Genomic DNA, 19,013 nt, shown 5'->3' on the forward strand with positions numbered 1-19,013 from the left:
AAATTGCGATGAAACCGATGATCGGCATGTTGATGATCAGCTAGCAGGTGCTGGTGCTGGCGATCATGGTGATCATGGGCACGGCGATGATCATCCTGACGCTGATGGTGCTGCTGCTGGTCATCATGATGATCATCATGATCGCCCCGGCTAAGGCGCCTTCTCCCCGTCCTTCAGGGCGCGAGCTTCCTTTGCGCGCGGCATCAAGAACTCCGCGAGCGTCTTGGCCACATCCGTCAGCGGGCCCGGGTCGACCGCGACCTGTCTGGTGAACGCCGCCCACTGATCCTTCTTGCCGGCATCCTCGGTAAAGGCCGAGGTGAATGCATCCGGCAGTGCGGTGGGAATGTCGGTCTTGCGGCGCGCGAATGTCGCCTTGATGGCGCGAGCCAGCGTGTCGCCCTCGAACTTGTAGGAGCGGATCAGCACCCAGACGTCGTAGAAGTCTTTCAGGCGTGTGTTGGCGAGGCCAAGCGCGACCATCGCCTGGAATTTCTCGGCGATGACGGTCTCGCGCGGATAGGAGCGTAGCTTGGGAGCCGGAAAATCCAACAGCACCGGGAGGTCAGTTTCCTGCACGCCGGGCTCGATGGCGTCGCCGAATGCGATATCGATTAGGACGCGAACGCGGGCATTATCGACCGTGGCATTGCCCTTGATCCGGACGCCGCCGTATTCGTTTTCGTCGCGGATGCGGTCGACGGTGAAGCTGGCCGGGTCGAAGATGACGCCGTCGGCGGCGTCGACGGCGGCGATCTCCTTGAAGGTCGCCAAGAGCGCGTCGGGGTCGGGATCGCCCGAGCCGAGAAGGTCAAGGTCGCGCGTCGGCCGGAACTGGTTGTCGACCCAGGTCGCGAGCAGCATCGCGCCCTTGAGAACGAAGCGGTTACGATAATCCGTCGAGCCGAGGCGATAGAGGAGCCGTTCCAGCACGTAGCGGGTGAGGAGAAGGTCGAAGGGTTGATTGCGCTCTCTGGAGAGCGTGAGCAGTTGCGCGCGAACCGAGGCAGCGACATTCTTGGGCGGGTTAGCCATTGGCGGTCATCGCTTCGATATAAGGTTGCATGGCCTTCCAAACCCCGGCTTTGCGCGCGAAATCCGCGATCTCCGAAGGCTTGGCCTTGCGGGTTCGCAGGGCCTCGCGCAGGCCTTCGAGCGCGAGGTTGAGGCCGGTGCTGTGACGGTAGCGTGTCCCGGCGCTCCGCCGGTAGCGAAAAAGATCGACGACGGTCTTGGCGGGGCTGAAGATCTTGACCGGGCAACCTTCGATCGTATGAATCTCCACGCCCTCCTGAAGCCGCTCCGGGTTGAAGCGAACGAACTGCATTGGCGGATTGGTTGGAAGGGGCTGACGGTCTTTGGGACCGATGGCAAGCCAAACCATGGAGGGGATGGTATCGGTCAGGTCATGGAAAGCGAGCGCTGAGGTCAGCGCGACGACCCCTTTGGGTACGCGTTTGGCGGCTTCGGCGAGGGAATGGTGCGTATCGATGGGCGCGTCGGGCAGTTGGTAGAGACCGCGCCCGAGTTGGACAACGAGGCCTTTTTCCTTCATGCGGGCGATAGTCGCGGCCGTGATGCCTACTGTGGCAAGCTCGGAAGGGCGCGCGATGCCGCGCTCCTTGAGGAGTTCGATGACACGGTCTTGTTGGGTCGAGGATGGCTTGGCCATGGCTTATGATCCGATTTGTCGGATATATCCTATTTATATCCTGCATTTCATATCATACAGAACTACCGCTAACAACCCGCAAATCGTTCCGCAACCCCTTGATAGATATAGACATCCTACGGGCCAAAATCCGATCTGGTACGCCCCGCTGCCCGCCGCAATTGTCGGCCACGGCCATGCTGGCCGCGATCGCGTACATGGCCGCCGCACGGCTATCTGTCGGGACACGCGGCCGGGATAGATGAGAGCGCGCAGGGGCGCACGTGCAGCGACCGGCAAGCCGAGCTTGCCAAGGCGCTACCCGCCGACGTGCAAGACCTGTGGGACGCCTTGCTGGGGTTCACGCAGAAGCAGTTGATGCGCCTGCTCGCACATTGCGCGGCCCTTGCGGTCGATGCGGTCGTCCGTCCGGGCGCAGGCTCATCCCCGCCCCTGAAACACGCCGAATCATTGTCCCAGGCGGTCTCGCTGGACATGGCGGCGCACTGGCAGCCCACCGCCGTCAACTACCTTGGTCAGGTCACCAAGGCGGTTATTGTTGAGGCGGTCCGCCAAGGGGTGTCGGAGGAAGCCGCCGCGCAACTGGCGGACTTGAAGAAGCCCGCGATGGCCGAGGCCGCTGAGCGTTTGCTGGCGACAAGGGCTGGTTGCTCACCGTACTGCGATTGCCGCAGGCCGTTAGCACCGCAGCGCCGATGGCTGCGTAGACGTCACGACCACCAAACGAGCCGGAGCCGCATGCGCGGCTCCGGCTTTGGCGTCCCAAATTTCGCCGCGCGCGACCAGCGCGCGGCGTCAGCCTATGGCCTCTAGGCACACCTTGCGCTCGATGAGCTGCAAGTCGTCCGCAACCAATCGGCCGGTCTTCCAAACTCTATGACTTGGCGTCGGACGGCATCGCCCCGAAAACGAGTGTCAACATTCCGAACACGGCGGCTCCGACAATTGAGATGCCAATCATCGCGAATTTGAGCCATGTAAGAGCAGTCGCTCTCCGGGCATCGTCATCGCGGACGATTCGCTCCGGCCGGAGAAGCATCCGAAGCATGAAATCCTCGCCCACGTCGGAGCAGCCGTAGATGAACCCTGCCATGCCGCCGAACATGGCGAACGACGATACCAGCGGCGAACCGATTTGCTGTACGGCCACAACCCAGGACAGCAAGCTGAAAAAGCCCAAGGCCACGGCGAAACCGAGGTCAAGCACCAACACGCGATCACGGTACACATCGAGCGCAGACTTCCCGAACGTTGTCGGCCGTTCGAGCCCGACTCTCTTGAAATCGGCGAGATCTTGCGCGCTATACCCGCGCCATCGGCGTTCGGGCACTTTCATCGGGGCGATTGCCTGATCGACCGCCTCCCTGAACCGATGGTTCGCGCCGAAGAAGACGATTGTCGCTACGCCAGACACGACCAGCCCGGCAATACAGACCCCATTGAAATCCATCAGATCCCCATACGCTCACGTCGGCCCACGCCATCGTTATTTGGACGGCTTGATGAAGAACGAAACGCACCCCCCGTTATCGCCATAAAGCCACTGGTATTTACGTGGGAGAACAAGAACGGCATCGTTCAAGTAAAAGAACAACTCGCCCGCCACCTTCGGCGTCACATATTCAGATATTTTCTTCACCCGTCGGTCGGGGTCAGGTTCGAGGAAGTCCACTTCACTACCTAGCGCGCCATAGCGCGCCACCGGTTGGAACCAGGGCTGGAAGTAGTAACGCCGCAAAGGTGATGCGAGCATATGGACAACGGTCCCGGTCCAGGACAGCTGTGTTCCGTCATCCGGATTATGGAAGGTCGAATAGCCACGTGCATCCGTGACGACGCTGCCATTGTGCAAGTCTCCCGCCCCCACCTGACATGTTGCGCGGCTGGTAGTGTAGTCCTTGTACTGCCTGGCCAGGGCAATGGGGTCCGGGTTGGTCCAGACGAGGTATCGCTCTAGGCGCCCCACTTTATAACCGGTCGAAAAGCAAAGGTCGGACGCATCGAACGAGACCAGCGCGCCGGCGTCGGGGACAAATTCAAGCCTGTCCGTTGGCTTGCAAACCAGCCCCGCTTGATCAACCGCGGTGAACGCAAGTCGATTACCGACCGTGACTACCAGATAGACGATGACAATCGCGGAAAGTACCGGAGCGAGATAGTAGCGCCATGCCGTGCGCACACCGACAAGAAATAGCTCGCGCCCATGAGGGCTGGCGCTGGGAGCCGCTGATGGCGCGACAAGCTCGCCTGCGAACGCATCTCGCCAAAGTGCGGTCATCCGGTCATCGATCGCAGATGCGACCCGTTTGCCGCCGAAGAGCAAAGCGACGATGACACCCCCCAGGATCAGGAACGTCACCGGATATTGGGCGTAGGACACCAACCACTGCGAGACCCAGGACGGCAGGAAGCCGGACAGGGTTCGGATGATGTCTGACACCCACTTGAGCGCATTGACCCGCTCGCCCAGAGGATCGCTGCGCCCCGTGAAGGGAAACAGCACGAAGACGATGGTCGCCGCCAGCGTGAGGAAATACAGCCCCGCGCGCAGGTAGACCAATGGCCAGATGAACTGCCGCTCCGCGACGACGCGGCCTTGGGCCTGATCGGAGGTTTCAGGGGTGCTGATTGTCGGCCCCGATGCCCTCTCCGGAAGGCTGTCAATTCGGAAGCGGACGCAGCCGTCTGGAGCGATCTCAGGCGACACGACATCATAGTTGTGTGGGATTCCGATGGGCGCATAGACGTGTGCGTTGTTCTTAATGCGCCGCAAAACCGTCTCGTGAATCTTGGGCCTCGCGACGTAGACCTCATCTCCTGTGGTCCATGAGAAGCTTTGGCGGGTCAGTCGGGAGATCCGCCTGGGGCCGTATCGGTAGTAGCTGCCCGAGCCAGCGCGAGAGTCGTACAGTCGACCATCCTTGTCCTGCGCTTGTTTGGTTTCGGCCACGGCCGCAGGATCGGACGTTTTGAAGGAGAGGCCGCAGGCCCGCGCCTCTTCCATAATCCAGTAAAGCGGAATGTGCGCCAGTGAATCGTCCGGGTAGCCGCCCCCGACATTGGCATGGACGCCGGCAAACCAGACCTGCGTAAGCCTTTCATTGGATGTGTACCGGGTGGCTCCCGTCGGCTGCGGCGGCTCGCGACGCTCATTCCAGAGAACCGGGTGGAAGGTCGTTCGCTCATCATCCAAAGACAAAGCGTGGCAAGCACGTTTCACGTCGGGATGAAGCGTGTGGCCCGGGAGTTCAAGCGGCCATATCCATTGGCTCACTCCCTGGGTCATCTCGTCAACCGGAAGTCCGTACGCGGCGACGGTGTCCCAAAGCCCCAGAAAGCGAATGATTGGCGAGTGCCTTCCTGCGGTGGCTCCCGCAGAGGGCGCAGACATCTCCCGTCCCAGCAGCTTCTTGAGCCCCTGAATCATCAGGTACCAGTTCGTATGGAAATGTCTTTTATGGTAGGCGCGATAAGCCGCCTTGGCCTGCCGGTCGAGTTCGCTATCCGAAATGTCCTTCGCAGGAATCAGACCCTGATCCAGGATCAAACCTATGGTCACGCGAATGGTGAATGCGCCGCGGCTGAATCCGAATGCGTATATCTCATCTCCCGCAGCTCGGTAGTTGCGGCAGGCAAACTTGTAGAGCGTGATGACGTTGCGGCGAAGGCCTATGCCGAAGGCTCCGCCAAGCATCGCCAATGGCTTGAACGACGACGTCCCCACGCCATCGTCGTAACAGGCAACCTGGTCGTCCTTGGTGAGATCGAGCGCACTGAACATGCGCCAAACATTGGTCCGCCAAACCTTTGCCGATGAATTGCCAGTGCCATCGGAGAGGAGCACGATCCGTCTTGGCATGGTCTTCCCTCAATCAAAAATGAGATCAGCGTTTGCGCCGAAAGCGCGGAAATCGCCCACAACAAACGGTTGCAATATCCGTTAGTTGAACGTCCCGCCCCGCACTAGTCAAGGCTGATCTGCCGTGGCTCACAGCAATTGCAGCGCGGCAAGACGTGCTTAGCCCGACGCCCGGAAGATTCGGAGAGCCCCTCCCTTAGTCCGCATGTTCAGCCTTTCTCTCACCGACAGCCAGAAACCCCTGCAGGCGCGGTCCTATTGCGTCTCAAGCCCCTCCCATGGTGCGTCTAACCCCAATGCATCGGCCAGCAGGACGGGGAAACTGGCGCCGAGGCGTGTCGGCGCAAGGCATCCAACCGTATCCCGCAAGCGGGTCCCTCGGCCGGACCCTCCGTTCCGCCGCCGCTAAATCCTCGTTTTCCAAAGATTTCCCGTCCGGCCGCTATTGGCGCAGCCGGCAAAAACCAAACGGGAGATCGTCAAATGAAACGCAACGAAAAGAATCAGCGCCCACATGGAGTTTATGTGGTCGAAGGACAGGGCGACAACGCCTTCTGGACCAAGATCGGCGCCGCATGGCCGCACGAGGACGGCAAGGGCTTCAACCTCCAGCTCAGCTGCCTGCCTCTGGATGGCCGCCTGGTCGTCCGCGAACCGAAGGCCGACAAGGAGACGGGGCGATGAGCCCCGTTTCCCTTCCCCGCTTCCTGGTCAAATGCTTTGACTACGAAGAATGGGCGATCGTCGTCGAGGCTGCCAGCCGCGAGGACGCGATCCGCAAGGCCGAGGCCATCTATCTCACCGACTGTCTCGGCACCATGGACGGCTTCGAGCTGGTCCGCAGCGACTTCGGCTGGGACGCAAGGCCCCTCGTAAGGGAGGTGCGCTCATGAGCGCCCTACCCGTCCAGGACATCTGCAACACCGTGCTTGCCGGTGATTGCGTCAAGGTCAAGCCGCATGGGCACCGCGTGTGTGGATTTCATTCTCACTGAGCTAAGGTTGAATTCAGCGTACTAAAACAAAGTCAAAGGGAGCACGCCAATGGTGGCGTGCTTTCTCATCTAAAGCGGTCACTACCGCTCTACTCAACGCCAGCGACTTCGCTTTCACGGAAACGCGCCAACTCAGGTGTGGCAACTAGTGTCCAGTTCTCGCCAGCCGTTCAGGGGATCCTAGCGATCTGATGTTTAGCTTAAGCTGAGAGACGCAACATGGACGAGCAAGCGCGGATTATCCAAGCTCTCAGCTTTCTCGAGCGTTGGTACAACTGTTACGACGAATTGGTGAATAGCGCTCCTCCCGAGAGCCTCGGTGGTGCCACTGGCCACAACATCGCAAGCCGGGATGAGTATGCGAACGCGATTGCTGTCATCAAACGGTTACAAGGTCAGCCACTAAACAAAATGCCCGTCGAGATCGCCGCGCGAGCTGATTCAGCGTGACCGGCTCGGATGGGTAAAGAAAAGCCCGCTGCCGAAAGGCAGCGGGCCGCCAGATGAAGACTTCAAAGGTTGAGCGCCCGGGTCTTCATCCAACAATGGGAGGTATCGATGTGGAATTAAATCGATAATGTAAAAGAACAAGTGAGACGAGTGGTGCCGGGTTCAAGCCGGCACCCTCTATTTCAGAAGATACTTTTGCGTCTCTAGTATAAAAAAACCATTCGTATTTGTCGCCCTCGAATCAAAGGGGGGCCGGGGGCTTTGCCCCCGGCCGATTTGTCTGACCAACGACATCGGGCCGCTCGGCGAGATATGCGTGAATTCGCGTCATGGCATGATGTTTTCTTGCAGCTTACCCAAAGGACGAAGAGGCTTCGCCAGGTGAATGGCGCACTTACACATCACTTCGCGACATCGGTGCGCGGCCGCCACGGCGGCCGGAAGAGTCGCTGCGCGACAAACAAGAACAAGAAAGGACTGTATGGCATCCTACCATTTATCCGCTCAGCCGGTGAAGCGCTCCGAAGGGCGCTCGGTGGTCGCGATGGCCGCCTATCGCGCAGGCCAAGCACTGAAGGACCATCGACGCGGCACAGTGGCCGACTACAGCAGGCGACGCGGTGTCGCCCATGAGGAAATCGTTGTACCCGAGGGATGCGCCGAGTGGCTGGCAGACCGTGAGACGCTGTGGAATCACGTGGAAGCCATCGAGGTGCGCCGGGATGCGCAGCTCGCCCGGGAAATCAATATGGCGCTGCCCATGAGCTTACGCCTGAGGAAAGACTTGAGCTGGTCCGGGTATACCAACACGCTGAGGGCGGACTTGCGTCCGGACGACGGCAACGAATTCATCATCGCCCGACTTCCCGATGATCCACGCATCATCGTCGCGTCGCCTTGCTCCGGTCACCGGGCGAAGTTCGCCAGCGCGATCGGCGCCATGCTTGCGGACATGTCGCTGGATCCAAGGGCCAAAGCGCCCCAAGCATTTCGGCTCGATAGGCTCAGCGGCTTCGCGAATTGGTTGACAACGACAACCTCAGCGGGCACGATACAATTTGTTGTTAGATGACGAGCAAGGCTCATATGCTCAGAATCATTTTCTCGCTCAATTTCTTGCTTTGGGTATTCTGTCCGACCGCCTCCTCCGCCTGGGGATTTCAGGGGCACCGCATCGTGGGATCCATTGCGGATCAATTGTTGAACCCACGCGCGAAGCTACAGGTCGCGAAGATACTTGGCTTCGAACTCCGGATCGCCGGCCCATGGGCCGACTGCGTGAAGAGCGTCGTGCGAAACGACGACGGCACCTTCGAATACAAGGAAAACCCCGATCATCCGGAGTACGAAATCCCATGCACTTCGTTTCGGACCTCTGGCGAGCAGAAACGGATGGAGGATTATGTCGGGCGGAACTGGACTCAATGCGTTTATCCGCCGATGGGCCAGGAACGGGGGTGCCACAACACGTATCATTTCGACGACATCGCCATCGAGCGCGACCGGTTCGATCGAGGGTTTCTCGGCACCAACGAGCACGACCTCGTTGCCGCAATCTCTGCCGCCATATCGGTTTTGAAAGACCGGCCGGCGACGGCCCCTTTTTCGATAGCGGACAAGAAGGAGGCGCTTTTCATGCTCTCCCATTTTCTGGGAGATCTGCACCAGCCCTTGCATGTTGCCGCCGTGTACCTCGACACCCACGGACATCTGGTGGATCCCGACGCCGTCCATCGCATCGACCCATCAACCGACACCGTGGGCGGAAACAATATCCGCGACCAGCACACCCCATTCCACACGGAATGGGACGCTATCCCCGGTGACCTCGGGGAGGCCGCAACTCCCGCACTCCTTTCCGCTGCCAGATCGACCCCGCCAAGCGGAGGAGTTGTCGAGGATTGGCCGGCTCTATGGGCTTCGGACACCGTCGCCGTCGCTCACTCCGCTTTCGCGGGTGCCAATTTCAAGTTCGTGTCGCCCCAACACTGGACCGTCTCGTTCGACGACCGAGACGCGTATCTGGCGGCCCAAGACTCTATCAAACGGCGACAACTGGCAAAGGCAGGTGCCAGGCTGGCTGAACTGCTCAACGCTATCTGGCCCTGATCTTCGAACCGCGCGTCACCTCGGAATTCAGGACGACAGGTGGTCGACTTAATTCATTGGGCTTCTTGGATTTCACGACAGGGAAAGGTTGACGATGCAGCTCAAGAGTGCGGAAGGGCTCTACACATCGGCACAGCTTCTCGAGGGCTTCAATCCATTCGATCGGCTCGGCTTTACATTGACCCGCGATTTCGCGGTGTTTCGCCAATTCTCAAAGGACGGCGGCCCGGTACCAGCATCGCTCGAGATACGCAAAGCGCAGGCGGATCATGATACTGACCTTGCAGACGCTCTGAAGCGGTTTCTTGGGGAGGTCAGGCGGCCGCTCTTGGGCATCATGGGAGGGCACGCTGCAAAAAGGGGCGGGCAAGCCTTTGCTGACATCGCGCACTTGGCGAGAACTCTTTCCGAGGAGGGCTATCTCATCGTGACGGGGGGAGGTCCCGGCATCATGGAAGCGGCTCACCTGGGTGTGGCTTTTTCAAAGAACGACGCTTCGGATCTCGAAAAGGCGCTCGCGAAACTCGGAAAATATCCCAGCTATGGAAATCTCGACGGTCTGTTCGATCACGACGGGACCGTGAAGAGGGAAAAGATCGCTGACGTCGAGAAGGCGAGGGACTGGCTGCAATCCGCGCTCGAGGTGCGCTCCTACGCGCCGCCGATCATGCCGTTGAGCGTGGCGATCCCGACATGGCTTTACGGCGCGGAGCCAACAATGCCGTTTGCGAGCCACTACGCCAAATATTTCCAGAATAGCCTTCGGGAAGAGGCGCTGGTGAACAATTCGCGGGCAGGCATCGTCTATGGCCAGGGAGGCGGCGGAACGATGCGAGAGGTATTCCAGGATGTGGAGAGAAACTATTACGCGGGCTCGGCAAAGGAATTTACGCCGATGATTTTCTTTGACAAAAGCGGATATTGGAAGACCGAGGCTGCGTACGAAGGCACGGCGCTGAAGACGCCGGGAATCAAACTGGACGTCATCATTCCTTCAATCCTGAAATTCGGGATACGTCAGCGCCTGAACTTGGACGATGCCGGACTCAAGCAGTTCACGGACAAGGTCTTGTTCAGTGACGATGTGAATGAGATCAGGGCAGTGCTGGCCTTGAATGCCGATACCGCGAAGGAGAATATGGGCTTTGCGTTGCAAGCTCAGCCGAGCAAGGTCCCCAGTTTCCGGATGAACAGAGTATGACGGGCAGTCCGCCAGTGCGGGAGGCCCTGCGTCGCCGCTTGCCTTCCATGGCCGACGTCCCGGGAGCGGCATTGCGATGAAGCGGACTTCAGTCCCCGATAGCGCGCAAATTTTGATCCTCGCGGCGATCGCCTTCCTGCTCATCACCTCACCGACGAGTGCGCAGAACGCAATCAACTACCGAGGAATCTGCGATGCGTCCGCGGCCGTGCCTCTGGATCAGGATCATTTCATCGTCGCGGACGACGAGCATAACACGCTGCAGATATATCGACGCGACCTGCCCGATCCGGTCTCGACGGTCCCCGTGTGGCAGTTTCTCGGCACCGACGAAGACAAGGAGTCCGATCTGGAGGGATCAGCGGTCGTCGGATCGCGGATCTACTGGATTTCGTCGCACGGGACCAACAAGAACGGCAAGGTTCAGGAGCGCCGCCGACGGTTCTTCGCCACGGAAATCGTGGGCGGGCGGGTTCCGACGGTGACGCCGGTCGGAAAGCCCTACGATCTGTTGGTCGACGATTTCGCGAAACTCCCCAGCCTTGCTAAATACAGGTTGGCGGACGCTGCGAAGCTTCCGCCGAAATCTCCGGGCGGACTGAGCATCGAAGGTCTAGCCTCGACAGCCGACGGGGGGCTTCTCATCGGATTCCGCAATCCAGTGCCGGGCGGAAAGGCGTTGATCGTACCGCTCCAAAATCCCGGGTCTGTGGTTCAGGGTTCGCGCGCATCTCTCGGCGCTCCCATCGAGATCGATCTCAAGGGTCAGGGAATAAGGAGTCTCGAAAGGGACGGCGACAGCTATCTGATCGTTGCAGGCCCGATCGACGGCAGTGGTGTTTCGAAACTCTATAGATGGTCAGGTCGAACGGCCGATGACCCGAGCCCGGTCGCTGGAATCGACTTCTCCGGCTTCAACCCGGAAGCGCTGTTTCTCGTTCCGAACCGTTCGGAACTGCAGATATTGAGCGATGACGGAAAAACGGATGGCGAAAAATGCAGCGAGAAGAAATTCAGAAGCATGATCGTCGCAAAGTGATTTGGCTCGACCCCAAGCCGCTCGTTCCGGGCCCGCGGAAGTTCTGTCTTAGACGTCCGAGGATTGCGTTACATTTTGAAGGTAGGTCACGATGAAAGCCCCACCGAGAATAGCAGACGCTGCGAGGAAGCGGATCACCGACGCCATCGCACAGATACGCCATTCGGTGAGCGCAATCGAAGCGGGAAGGCCTGGCGACGCAGAATACGAGACCTCACGAAAAGTGCAGGTGCTGCAGGCCCGAACCGGCGTATCCCTTGACGAGGCTGCCCGCGTCGTCGCGAGACCCGACGAGGGAGCCGAGCGCATCTGGGGAAAGACGGTCGATTTCGTCGATGTCGCCTTCTTTGAGCGCGGCCGCCGAGCCGCGAGGGCAGTCGCACGCATCGTCACCAAGGACGGTGCTCCGCTCGGAACAGGCTTTCTGATTTCGCCCCGCCTGATGATGACGAACAACCATGTCATCGGATCGGAAGCCGAGGCCGCAGCCCTAGTCGCAGAGTTCGAATACGAGCGCGACGTAGGCGGCAGAATGCTCGCCCCGACGACCTACGAGTTCGAACCGACCACCTGCTTCGTCACCAACAGTCAAGACGATCTGGACTACACGGTGGTTGCGCTCGGCCGGCGAATTTCCGGAGCCACTGAGCTTGCGGCGCTGGGATACCTTCCCGTGAGCGCTGCCCGCAACAAGCATCAGCTCGGAGACTTCGTCAATATCATCCAGCATCCCGACGGCCGACCCAAGGAAGCGGTCATTCGCGAGAACCAACTGGTGGCCAGGAGCGGCACGACGCTTGATTATGTTGCAGACACCGAGCCCGGCTCCTCGGGGTCGCCCGTACTCAACGTTCAGTTCGCGCTTGTAGCCCTGCATCATTGGGGCACGCCACACCGCGAACTGACAGACGAGAACGGCAAGACGATTCCCAAGACGGTCAATGAAGGAATCCGAGCCAGTTCCATCTCCTCCGACCTTACCACTTTGCGGACTTCGCTTCAGTCGGGGCCAAGGTCACTGATCGACGAGGCATTGCAACTCGGATTGTCCAGTGATGCGCCCGCCGCGAGCGCGCAAACGGCTGGCGAGGCATCGGCGCGGGTGCAATCGACGCCGATGGGGTCGCCCATGTCCAAGAGGGTGTCGCGACCTGGAAGATTCCACTGTCCGTCTCGATCTGGATTGGCGATGCGCCATCAGCGCAAGTGGTTTCAGTGGCCGCGTCCGCGCCGGGGACCGGCGCGGCGGAGGCGCGCGTCGAACTCGATCCGGATTATTCTGACAGGGATGGCTACGATTCCGAATTCCTTCCTGGTGCCGAAGTTCCACTTCCCAAGCTGTCGCGCGATCTCGCCAAGCTTGCCGCCAAGAACCTGAGGGCCGGCCGCAACGAGGATCCTTACGAACTGAAGTACCATCACTACAGCGTCATCATGAACGGAGCCCGAAAGCTTGCCTTCGTCTCCGCGGTCAACATCGACGGAGCGACATCGAAGGACTACGACCGCTCGACGGGTAAGATCACCGACCCAATGATGGGCATCGACGGAGACGGCGCGTCCGAAGCATCCGAGCTATGGTTTCCCGAGCACCGCATCCGCGACGACGAGCAAACGCCGAGGGACTTCTACGAGGGGCAGACGACCTTTGATGCTCAGGGAAACCAGATACTCGACAAGCGAACGAGCGGACATCGTAACCGGATGTTCCAGAAAGGCCATTTGACGCGAAGGCAGGATCCGTTGTGGGGTGACGACGAAAGTATCATCAAATTTGCCAACGCCGATACCTTCCATGTGACGAACTGCTCTCCGCAGGTAGGTTTCTTCAACATGGGAATATTCAAGCAGGGCACGAATGCGGAAATGCGAGCCGCCTCGGAGAAGCAAGCTGTCCATCCGGGTGGAAATCTCTATTGGCGAGCACTCGAAGAATTCGTGCTGACGAATGCCCGCGCCGAGCGCGAACGGGTCAGCGTCTTTACCGGGGCGGTGTTCGACGACGAGAATGACATCCCATGGGACCGCGGCCGGCAGGAGATGCGCGGCTTCAAGGCGCCTCGGCAATTCTGGAAACTGTTGCTGAGGGTCGAGAACAATGAACTTCAAGCCACCGCTTTGGTTGCGGACCAGTCACCCCTGATAGACTACGTTCCCGAGGCTCTGCTTCGTGGTGAGGCAGTTTCGAAGCCGTTGCCGTACGACAAGATCAAGAAATATCACTTCAGTGTTGCGGAACTCCAGAAAGTCACCGGCCTTGCGTTCGGCGCCACCGTAATGAAGGCCGACACCTTTGGCGCCGGCGGCAGAAGCGCTTCCGGCCGCCGTGAGGTGCGTCGAATTGAGGACGTAGCGATCTTGCGGCCTCCACAGACCAAGAAGCGTCGAAAGTAGCCTGTCGAAAGTCGACTTAAGTTGGCCGCACGTTCACTTCAGCAAGCGGATGATCTCGGCGAGTGAATCGCGATCGCCTAGCGTTTCCTAACGCTGCGAGGCCTCGTTGAGGAGTTTTCACGCCTGCGCGTCATAGTGCCAAGCAGGAGCCTCGCGAGCGTTTTGCGCGCGTATGCACCGTTTTCCAGATCGTCCGCTGAGACAATTGAGACCGCTCCTCTGAATGCCTCAATCGCGAAATCAGGCCTCTGAAGTCTGAGTTGAAGGTCCCCCCGGAATACGAGCCCTGCTGCGTCGTTCGGAGTGCCGAGTGCGCTTATCGCCGTCAAAAGGAGCCGCTGCGATGCATAGAGGTGACCAAGGCAAATCGATGGGCAGCGTTTGCAGTGCCAAATCGGCCCCCGTGCTGCTTGGAGGTCCGCACCTTAATCCGCAGCACGGGGGCAGAGCGTATCGGCACCACGGCCGACAGCAGGGTCATGATGCACGTGCCTCGAGGGGACGCAACAAAGTAAGTTTAAAGCTCAGCGCTGTGGCGGGCGGTTGAAGCACCATCGCCTCGCGTGCGGACTGGCACTCCATTTGCTCTGCAATGTCAAATCCTGCAAAAGCAATTGGAGAGCATCTTGCCGCCGGAATCGGAGCGCGCCGCCTGAGTAAATTGTCACGCAAAAACCCGCCGGCTTGGGAGCCGGCGGAGTTTGATTGAGATTGTTGGCGATCGGCGGGCACCGATCACTGGATTGGGTTAGCAGAGTCGCCGGCCCAGCGCGAACCAGCGGGCCTTGATTTTTGAGACTAATAAGCGGGGCTCACTAGCGCACTGCCTTAACTTTTGAAGCGCCCTATATGGGCTAGCCGACCCTCAGATTTTCAGCGGACGTTTTGCCCTTGTTGCTCATTTCGTCGTAGCTCACCCTCGCACCCTCATTGAGCGTGCTCAGTCCCGCCTTTTCGACGGCCGAGATGTGAACGAAAACATCCTTGCCTCCATTGTCAGGCTGGATGAAGCCGTAACCTTTCGTCGGGTTAAACCACTTTACTGTACCTATGGTCACGCACGTCTCTCCTAAAAAATGAAAACGTCCCAGCTTGCCAGAAGCTGATCACAAGGAAAAGAGGCCGGCGGCCCCTTCCGCGTCATGGCAAGAAGTTGCGCTCGCGCAACAACCGTCCAGGTTCCGCCTCGGAACAGATGTTTTGAGACTCAACCGGCAAAAGCGAATAACGACGGTTTATCGCGCCGCTATCGGGAGACGACGGTGCTCCCGTCCTTGGGGTAGTCTGGTTTCTTGAGGGTTGGGAAAGCGCCGCGATGGATACTCAACCCAATCTTTCAATGCACCTAAAGCAGATACTGGTTTTTGCTCTTCTGGTTGCTGCTCTTTTTAGGCCATTTTACAAATACAAGCTGACTTCAGTTTCGTGGACCCTTTTGGCTACTCCGCCACTGATTGTAGCCGCGATGGTTGCCTTGCAGATGGTCCGTGGCTAAGGACCACTCATCTCGTCACGCGCTGCCACAGATAAGACTCATACCTCGTGCGCCACATGCCCGGTTAGTATGCCTCTTTCGCTCAAGGCCTCTGCCTGAGATCGGCCCGGCTTGAGGATGGCGGCCGCCCTGGATGGCCTCGCTCGTGCCGCAAGGGATCAACGTGGGCGTGCAATTCCCGCTCGCGGTGACGGATCTCGCCACCCCCTCCCCCCGCTGGGACGAACGGCGCATCGCGCAACGCGCCGAGTTGCTCGCCGGTCAGATCGGTGGACTTGCGACGCACACGATCGAGGGAAGAGAGAACTGGGAGTTCAAGCTGTGGCCGGAGCTGTCGCGGGAAGCGCAGCGCAGAGTAGATTTCGCGCTTGCGCGCGACGGGCTGGGGTCGGTATGCGCCGCGAACGAACCGCGTCGCGACCGTGCACGGGACTATCAGTTCGCGGGCGAGGCCGCACTCATCGATCGCAAGCGCGCCTGCGCGCCCGTCTTCTTCCTTGAGCAGGGGCCAGAGGTCGAGGCGCTCTATACGGTGACGAATCCGGCCACCCATCTCGACTTTGGTTTGAGCGAGCTCTCCGATCAGGCAATCCGTATATATCTCGTCGGCCTCGCGTTCGCTTATCGCGAGCTCACTGACGCGGATCTGCGACGACGTGCGCTAGAGGCGGCTATACTTTTGGTCTCGATCCGCGCGGAGAAAGGTGTGGTGCGCGAGGCGGACTGGCTCGCGTATATGCGCTTCCTCGAGGACGTGGCGAAGAGCCCGCGCCTCGACGTCGCGGCAGATAACGCGACGTTTCCGCGGCTCAACGCCTGCGCGCGGAGTTGGTGTGAGCTTGCCGAAAAGCTCGCGGCCTTTTTTGCCGCCGGGGCCGATGCCGCGGGCGTCGGCAACGGCCCCGGAATGCTGACGTGGCTGATCGCGCGCGTAACCGATCGACGTGATGCCGAGGGCGACGGTGCGCGCAGCTGGGCGCTCCCGGCCCTGTTGTTGCTCGCGCGCCACGGCGATCTCGGCCAGGCCGAGTTCGATTGGATCATCCGCTTTTTCCGATTCATCGCTATAGGGGAGCCGATCTGGATCGATCCGATCTGGCTGCCACGCTTTGCCCGCGTGCTCAAGTTTCGATCATCCTGGAAGGGTGGGCTCGAACGCTGCGCGTTTCACATTGCTGGTAGCCACGTTGCCTGCTCAGACCTGGATGCGGACATGGCCGCCAATATCCTGAGCGCGCAGGGAGGCTTTCTGGAGCCGTCGGAGCAATCGATGCTGCTGAAACGGCTCGATGAGCGCATGCAGCAGGACCGCATCGCGCTCTACGGCTCGCAGATCAGGGACGTTGGATGCTGGAGCAAGCTGCCGGACCGCTGGCTCAAGGCGTTGGAGAGCAGTCTTGACTACCAGCTGCGCATTATGCCGGCGCGCGCGACCGATCCGCTGACCGGAGTGAGCGTGATCGAGGTCACGGATATCGCGGCCGCGCATGCGCTAGCGGCGTCGATTTTGGGCCGCGCGGATGAGAAGACCAGATTGACGGTTGTGCTTGCGCGCTTTGCGGCAAACCATTGGTCGTACGAAGGGCTGCAGCTGCTGTTTCGCGCGCTCGCGGTCGCATTGGCGGCCCAGGATGCATTCACGGTGGATCGTCTGCTCGCATCGCAAGAGAACGATGCGTTGGTACGCAGCGCTGTGTTGGAAGCGTTGACGATCCGGGCGAGCGAGGGGCTGCTGCACGATCCTGTCTTTTCAAGCGCGCCATCCTATCTGCGGCTGGACGCTATGCTGGTCGCGAAGCATCTGATTGCCCAATACACATTCGAGCTCGACAAATTATGTGAAGGACCGGCGCGCTGAAGCGCGTCAGTGGCCCGCCGTAATCCCCGGCTCGGGTGCGCCGGCGAAGTTAGCAAATACTGGCACACCCTCACGATTGCAATCGATGCGAGAAAGACGCCGGGGGAAAGTCCATGGCAGAACCAACGTTGGTCGCGCTGATCGGATACGTCGATCGGGATCGAAAGACCAAAGAGCAGACCCACATCATCACGATGGCGGGTCGCAGACCTTCCATTCCAAACGCGTCGATTACATCGCAACATTCAATCGAGCCGGGCGCTGGCGCCACGGTGCGCTTCTTTCTCGCCAACGACGCCATTGTTTCGGCGGAGATGCTCGCCAAGGACTTGCCCGAGGGCGAGACGCACGGGTCATCCGATACGGCGCGCAGGCGGCGGCTTGAGCTGCGTTCGGAGGTGGCAGCACTTGAGGGCGACACGAGCGTCTCGGCCGATGCCGCATAGTTGGGTCGCTGTTGCATCCGACCGTTGCCATTGTCGGGAGCATGGCCGACCCCACGTTGGGGCGGTGTGCGAGCGGCTTGTGGCCGCGTCGCGACCGGTTGTCATCGACTACTCTGCCTATCTGATAAGATGCGCGGGGCGTTAGACTTAAGCCTTCGGGCAATGTGCGCTTGGCGCTTGATGATCCGAACATCGACGCTTTGGATCAGGTTAGGACAGTCTGGTGCAACCCGCTGGCATTTGCGCACCGCGAGACGGAAGACCACGAGCGTCGACGGAATCTCGACATTCCAATGCGAATTCTTCTGGACGGGCTTCCTGGCGCTCTTACCGCCGAACACGGTCTGGTACAACGACTGGCGCGCCGACCATGCGGCCGACCGCAATCTGTTGCAGCTGCGCGTCGCAACCGAGCTGGGGTTCGCCATTCCCGACACGCTGGTCTCCTCCTCGGCCGAGGAGGTCGCCGCCTTCGCGCCACTGCACGGCAAATTGTCTTCAAGAGCTTCGGCGGCTCGCGCCGATACTGGCGTCCGACTGCCATCTACTCCTCCAATGCGATCGCGGCGGTATGGAAAGACGGCAGCTATGCTGGCAGGTACGCAGACCCTGGTCACTATCAACGATGACAACTTTTCGCTGGAGGGCAAAGGGTTTCACGAGTTGCTCCGTGGAATGGGCGATGAAGGATATGAGGCGATCTCGTTCTGGGCGGAGATGCGGACGGAGATCCCCGCAAGCCGCGACACGCCGCAGCTGGTCATGGGACCGATACGCCGAGGCGTACCATGTCCACGCGACTGAGTTTTGGCCTGTTCGGGCGACGCCCATGCCGCCGCGTGTCGAAAACGCCGTGCCAGCAACACCATTGCCGCCGCGGAACCAAATACTGGCCCTGAGTGCAGCAGCCGAGCTCGCGCAGACACCCGGCCTGATCGGCTCCCAGGTTGTCCGCACCACCTCCCTGTTCCCATCCGGATTTGCAGGAAGCCGTCGCCTTCGTGGACGGCGTACCGCTTCATGCGGTCCTCGCATCGATGTCGACATTGTCCACCGCGGCCGAACTGACCGCAATCTGGCGAACCGCATTTTTGCTGGAGAAGGCCCTGGCCGTTCTGGGTTGGCTTTGGCGGAAGGGCATCATCACAGCCGGACTGGAAACACCGGCGACCGCCCGCAGAAGGAGCTGAAACAGTCTGCGGATCAGCCGGCGCAGCTGCCTCCGAACGGCTGTTTGATCGTCCCTATGTTACCGGCCGTCCTCGCGGAGCGGAAACGTCCTCAGACCAGCCATTCAATCAATGGTCGCATCTGGGGTCTTCGTCGCTGGCTGCGTGGAATGGATTGACTACATCAGAAAGGCGCATGTAGTATCAATGGCAACGTGAGGTCGCTCACGTCTTTTTATGAGTTCGAACAACTTTTGGAATCGATTGAATTTGGTCCGCGCTTTCGTGCGCGGCGTCATGTGCGCACCGTTGTTTGGGCTGTCACGC

General features: G+C 59.9%; 19 protein-coding genes. 14 read left to right on the forward strand and 5 right to left on the reverse strand.

Annotated elements, in window-relative coordinates:
- Positions 1-150: 150 nt before the first annotated feature.
- Together GWG67_RS30530 and GWG67_RS30535 are read right to left on the reverse strand one after the other, a co-directional pair.
- The gene (locus GWG67_RS30530) at positions 151-1,035 is read right to left on the reverse strand and encodes a nucleotidyl transferase AbiEii/AbiGii toxin family protein (protein WP_275173069.1); all 885 of its coding nucleotides are present in this window, start codon (positions 1,033-1,035) and stop codon (positions 151-153) included.
- A complete protein-coding gene (locus GWG67_RS30535; protein ID WP_275173071.1) occupies positions 1,028-1,672 on the reverse strand; it encodes a type IV toxin-antitoxin system AbiEi family antitoxin domain-containing protein in 645 nt (214 codons plus the stop codon). The genes GWG67_RS30530 and GWG67_RS30535 overlap by 8 nt, the downstream gene beginning before the upstream one ends.
- Before the next feature lie 309 nt (positions 1,673-1,981).
- Here GWG67_RS30535 and GWG67_RS30540 point away from each other — a divergent pair, with 309 nt between their 5' ends.
- Positions 1,982-2,485 (forward strand): hypothetical protein, encoded by a 504-nt coding sequence (locus GWG67_RS30540; RefSeq protein ID WP_275173073.1) that lies wholly within the window; start codon positions 1,982-1,984, stop codon positions 2,483-2,485.
- Between the two features lie 61 nt (positions 2,486-2,546).
- On the opposite strand, the gene GWG67_RS30545 is transcribed toward GWG67_RS30540, so the two are convergent.
- Entirely contained in the window at positions 2,547-3,122 is a 576-nt protein-coding gene (locus GWG67_RS30545; protein ID WP_275173075.1) for a hypothetical protein, read from the reverse strand.
- A 36-nt stretch (positions 3,123-3,158) separates the two neighbouring features.
- Positions 3,159-5,531: a DUF2235 domain-containing protein gene (locus GWG67_RS30550; RefSeq protein ID WP_275173077.1), complete on the reverse strand. Its 2,373-nt coding sequence runs from the start codon at positions 5,529-5,531 to the stop codon at positions 3,159-3,161.
- Positions 5,532-6,014: 483 nt separating this feature from the next.
- On the opposite strand from GWG67_RS30550, the gene GWG67_RS30555 reads away from it, so the two are divergent.
- The 9 genes from GWG67_RS30555 to GWG67_RS30595 all read left to right on the forward strand — a co-directional run bounded on the left by GWG67_RS30555 (position 6,015) and on the right by GWG67_RS30595 (position 13,718).
- Complete coding sequence (locus GWG67_RS30555; protein ID WP_085394447.1) at positions 6,015-6,215, forward strand: hypothetical protein; 201 nt, start codon at positions 6,015-6,017, stop codon at positions 6,213-6,215.
- Complete coding sequence (locus GWG67_RS30560; protein WP_275173078.1) at positions 6,212-6,424, forward strand: hypothetical protein; 213 nt, start codon at positions 6,212-6,214, stop codon at positions 6,422-6,424. The genes GWG67_RS30555 and GWG67_RS30560 overlap by 4 nt, the downstream gene beginning before the upstream one ends.
- Before the next feature lie 320 nt (positions 6,425-6,744).
- A complete protein-coding gene (locus GWG67_RS30565) occupies positions 6,745-6,975 on the forward strand; it encodes a hypothetical protein (RefSeq protein ID WP_275173080.1) in 231 nt (76 codons plus the stop codon).
- 481 nt (positions 6,976-7,456) lie between these two features.
- Positions 7,457-8,047 (forward strand): MobA/MobL family protein, encoded by a 591-nt coding sequence (locus GWG67_RS30570; protein ID WP_275173082.1) that lies wholly within the window; start codon positions 7,457-7,459, stop codon positions 8,045-8,047.
- 14 nt (positions 8,048-8,061) lie between these two features.
- Positions 8,062-9,084 (forward strand): S1/P1 nuclease, encoded by a 1,023-nt coding sequence (locus GWG67_RS30575; protein ID WP_275173084.1) that lies wholly within the window; start codon positions 8,062-8,064, stop codon positions 9,082-9,084.
- A gap of 94 nt (positions 9,085-9,178) precedes the next feature.
- Complete coding sequence (locus tag GWG67_RS30580; RefSeq protein ID WP_275173086.1) at positions 9,179-10,285, forward strand: hypothetical protein; 1,107 nt, start codon at positions 9,179-9,181, stop codon at positions 10,283-10,285.
- A 76-nt stretch (positions 10,286-10,361) separates the two neighbouring features.
- Entirely contained in the window at positions 10,362-11,324 is a 963-nt protein-coding gene (locus GWG67_RS30585; RefSeq protein WP_275173087.1) for a DUF3616 domain-containing protein, read from the forward strand.
- A gap of 166 nt (positions 11,325-11,490) precedes the next feature.
- Entirely contained in the window at positions 11,491-12,702 is a 1,212-nt protein-coding gene (locus GWG67_RS30590) for a serine protease (protein WP_275173089.1), read from the forward strand.
- Positions 12,699-13,718, forward strand: coding sequence for a DNA/RNA non-specific endonuclease (locus GWG67_RS30595; RefSeq protein ID WP_275173150.1), 1,020 nt, complete (start codon positions 12,699-12,701; stop codon positions 13,716-13,718). The genes GWG67_RS30590 and GWG67_RS30595 overlap by 4 nt, the downstream gene beginning before the upstream one ends.
- Positions 13,719-14,572: 854 nt before the next feature.
- Here the strand turns inward: GWG67_RS30595 and GWG67_RS30600 are convergent.
- Entirely contained in the window at positions 14,573-14,776 is a 204-nt protein-coding gene (locus GWG67_RS30600; protein WP_085360348.1) for a cold-shock protein, read from the reverse strand.
- Positions 14,777-15,346: 570 nt separating this feature from the next.
- On the opposite strand from GWG67_RS30600, the gene GWG67_RS30605 reads away from it, so the two are divergent.
- From GWG67_RS30605 to GWG67_RS30620, 4 genes are all read left to right on the forward strand, one after another.
- Complete coding sequence (locus tag GWG67_RS30605) at positions 15,347-17,071, forward strand: hypothetical protein (protein WP_275173090.1); 1,725 nt, start codon at positions 15,347-15,349, stop codon at positions 17,069-17,071.
- A 128-nt stretch (positions 17,072-17,199) separates the two neighbouring features.
- Positions 17,200-17,517, forward strand: a complete 318-nt coding sequence (locus GWG67_RS30610; protein WP_275173093.1) for a hypothetical protein — start codon at positions 17,200-17,202, stop codon at positions 17,515-17,517.
- Between the two features lie 180 nt (positions 17,518-17,697).
- Entirely contained in the window at positions 17,698-18,321 is a 624-nt protein-coding gene (locus GWG67_RS30615) for a hypothetical protein (protein WP_275173095.1), read from the forward strand.
- A gap of 197 nt (positions 18,322-18,518) precedes the next feature.
- A complete protein-coding gene (locus GWG67_RS30620) occupies positions 18,519-18,707 on the forward strand; it encodes a hypothetical protein (protein WP_275173097.1) in 189 nt (62 codons plus the stop codon).
- The last annotated feature ends 306 nt before the right edge of the window (positions 18,708-19,013 follow it).

The organism is Bradyrhizobium sp. CSS354 (assembly GCF_029051725.1).
Taxonomy (GTDB): domain Bacteria; phylum Pseudomonadota; class Alphaproteobacteria; order Rhizobiales; family Xanthobacteraceae; genus Bradyrhizobium.

Coding starts and splice junctions, on each gene's coding strand:
- GWG67_RS30530 (WP_275173069.1), bottom strand. CDS start 1,035: ATGGCTAACCCGCCCAAGAATGTCGCTGCCTCGGTTCGCGCGCAACTG.
- GWG67_RS30535 (WP_275173071.1), bottom strand. CDS start 1,672: ATGGCCAAGCCATCCTCGACCCAACAAGACCGTGTCATCGAACTCCTC.
- GWG67_RS30545 (WP_275173075.1), bottom strand. CDS start 3,122: ATGGATTTCAATGGGGTCTGTATTGCCGGGCTGGTCGTGTCTGGCGTA.
- GWG67_RS30550 (WP_275173077.1), bottom strand. CDS start 5,531: ATGCCAAGACGGATCGTGCTCCTCTCCGATGGCACTGGCAATTCATCG.
- GWG67_RS30555 (WP_085394447.1), top strand. CDS start 6,015: ATGAAACGCAACGAAAAGAATCAGCGCCCACATGGAGTTTATGTGGTC.
- GWG67_RS30560 (WP_275173078.1), top strand. CDS start 6,212: ATGAGCCCCGTTTCCCTTCCCCGCTTCCTGGTCAAATGCTTTGACTAC.
- GWG67_RS30565 (WP_275173080.1), top strand. CDS start 6,745: ATGGACGAGCAAGCGCGGATTATCCAAGCTCTCAGCTTTCTCGAGCGT.
- GWG67_RS30570 (WP_275173082.1), top strand. CDS start 7,457: ATGGCATCCTACCATTTATCCGCTCAGCCGGTGAAGCGCTCCGAAGGG.
- GWG67_RS30575 (WP_275173084.1), top strand. CDS start 8,062: ATGCTCAGAATCATTTTCTCGCTCAATTTCTTGCTTTGGGTATTCTGT.
- GWG67_RS30580 (WP_275173086.1), top strand. CDS start 9,179: ATGCAGCTCAAGAGTGCGGAAGGGCTCTACACATCGGCACAGCTTCTC.
- GWG67_RS30585 (WP_275173087.1), top strand. CDS start 10,362: ATGAAGCGGACTTCAGTCCCCGATAGCGCGCAAATTTTGATCCTCGCG.
- GWG67_RS30605 (WP_275173090.1), top strand. CDS start 15,347: ATGGCCTCGCTCGTGCCGCAAGGGATCAACGTGGGCGTGCAATTCCCG.
- GWG67_RS30615 (WP_275173095.1), top strand. CDS start 17,698: ATGATCCGAACATCGACGCTTTGGATCAGGTTAGGACAGTCTGGTGCA.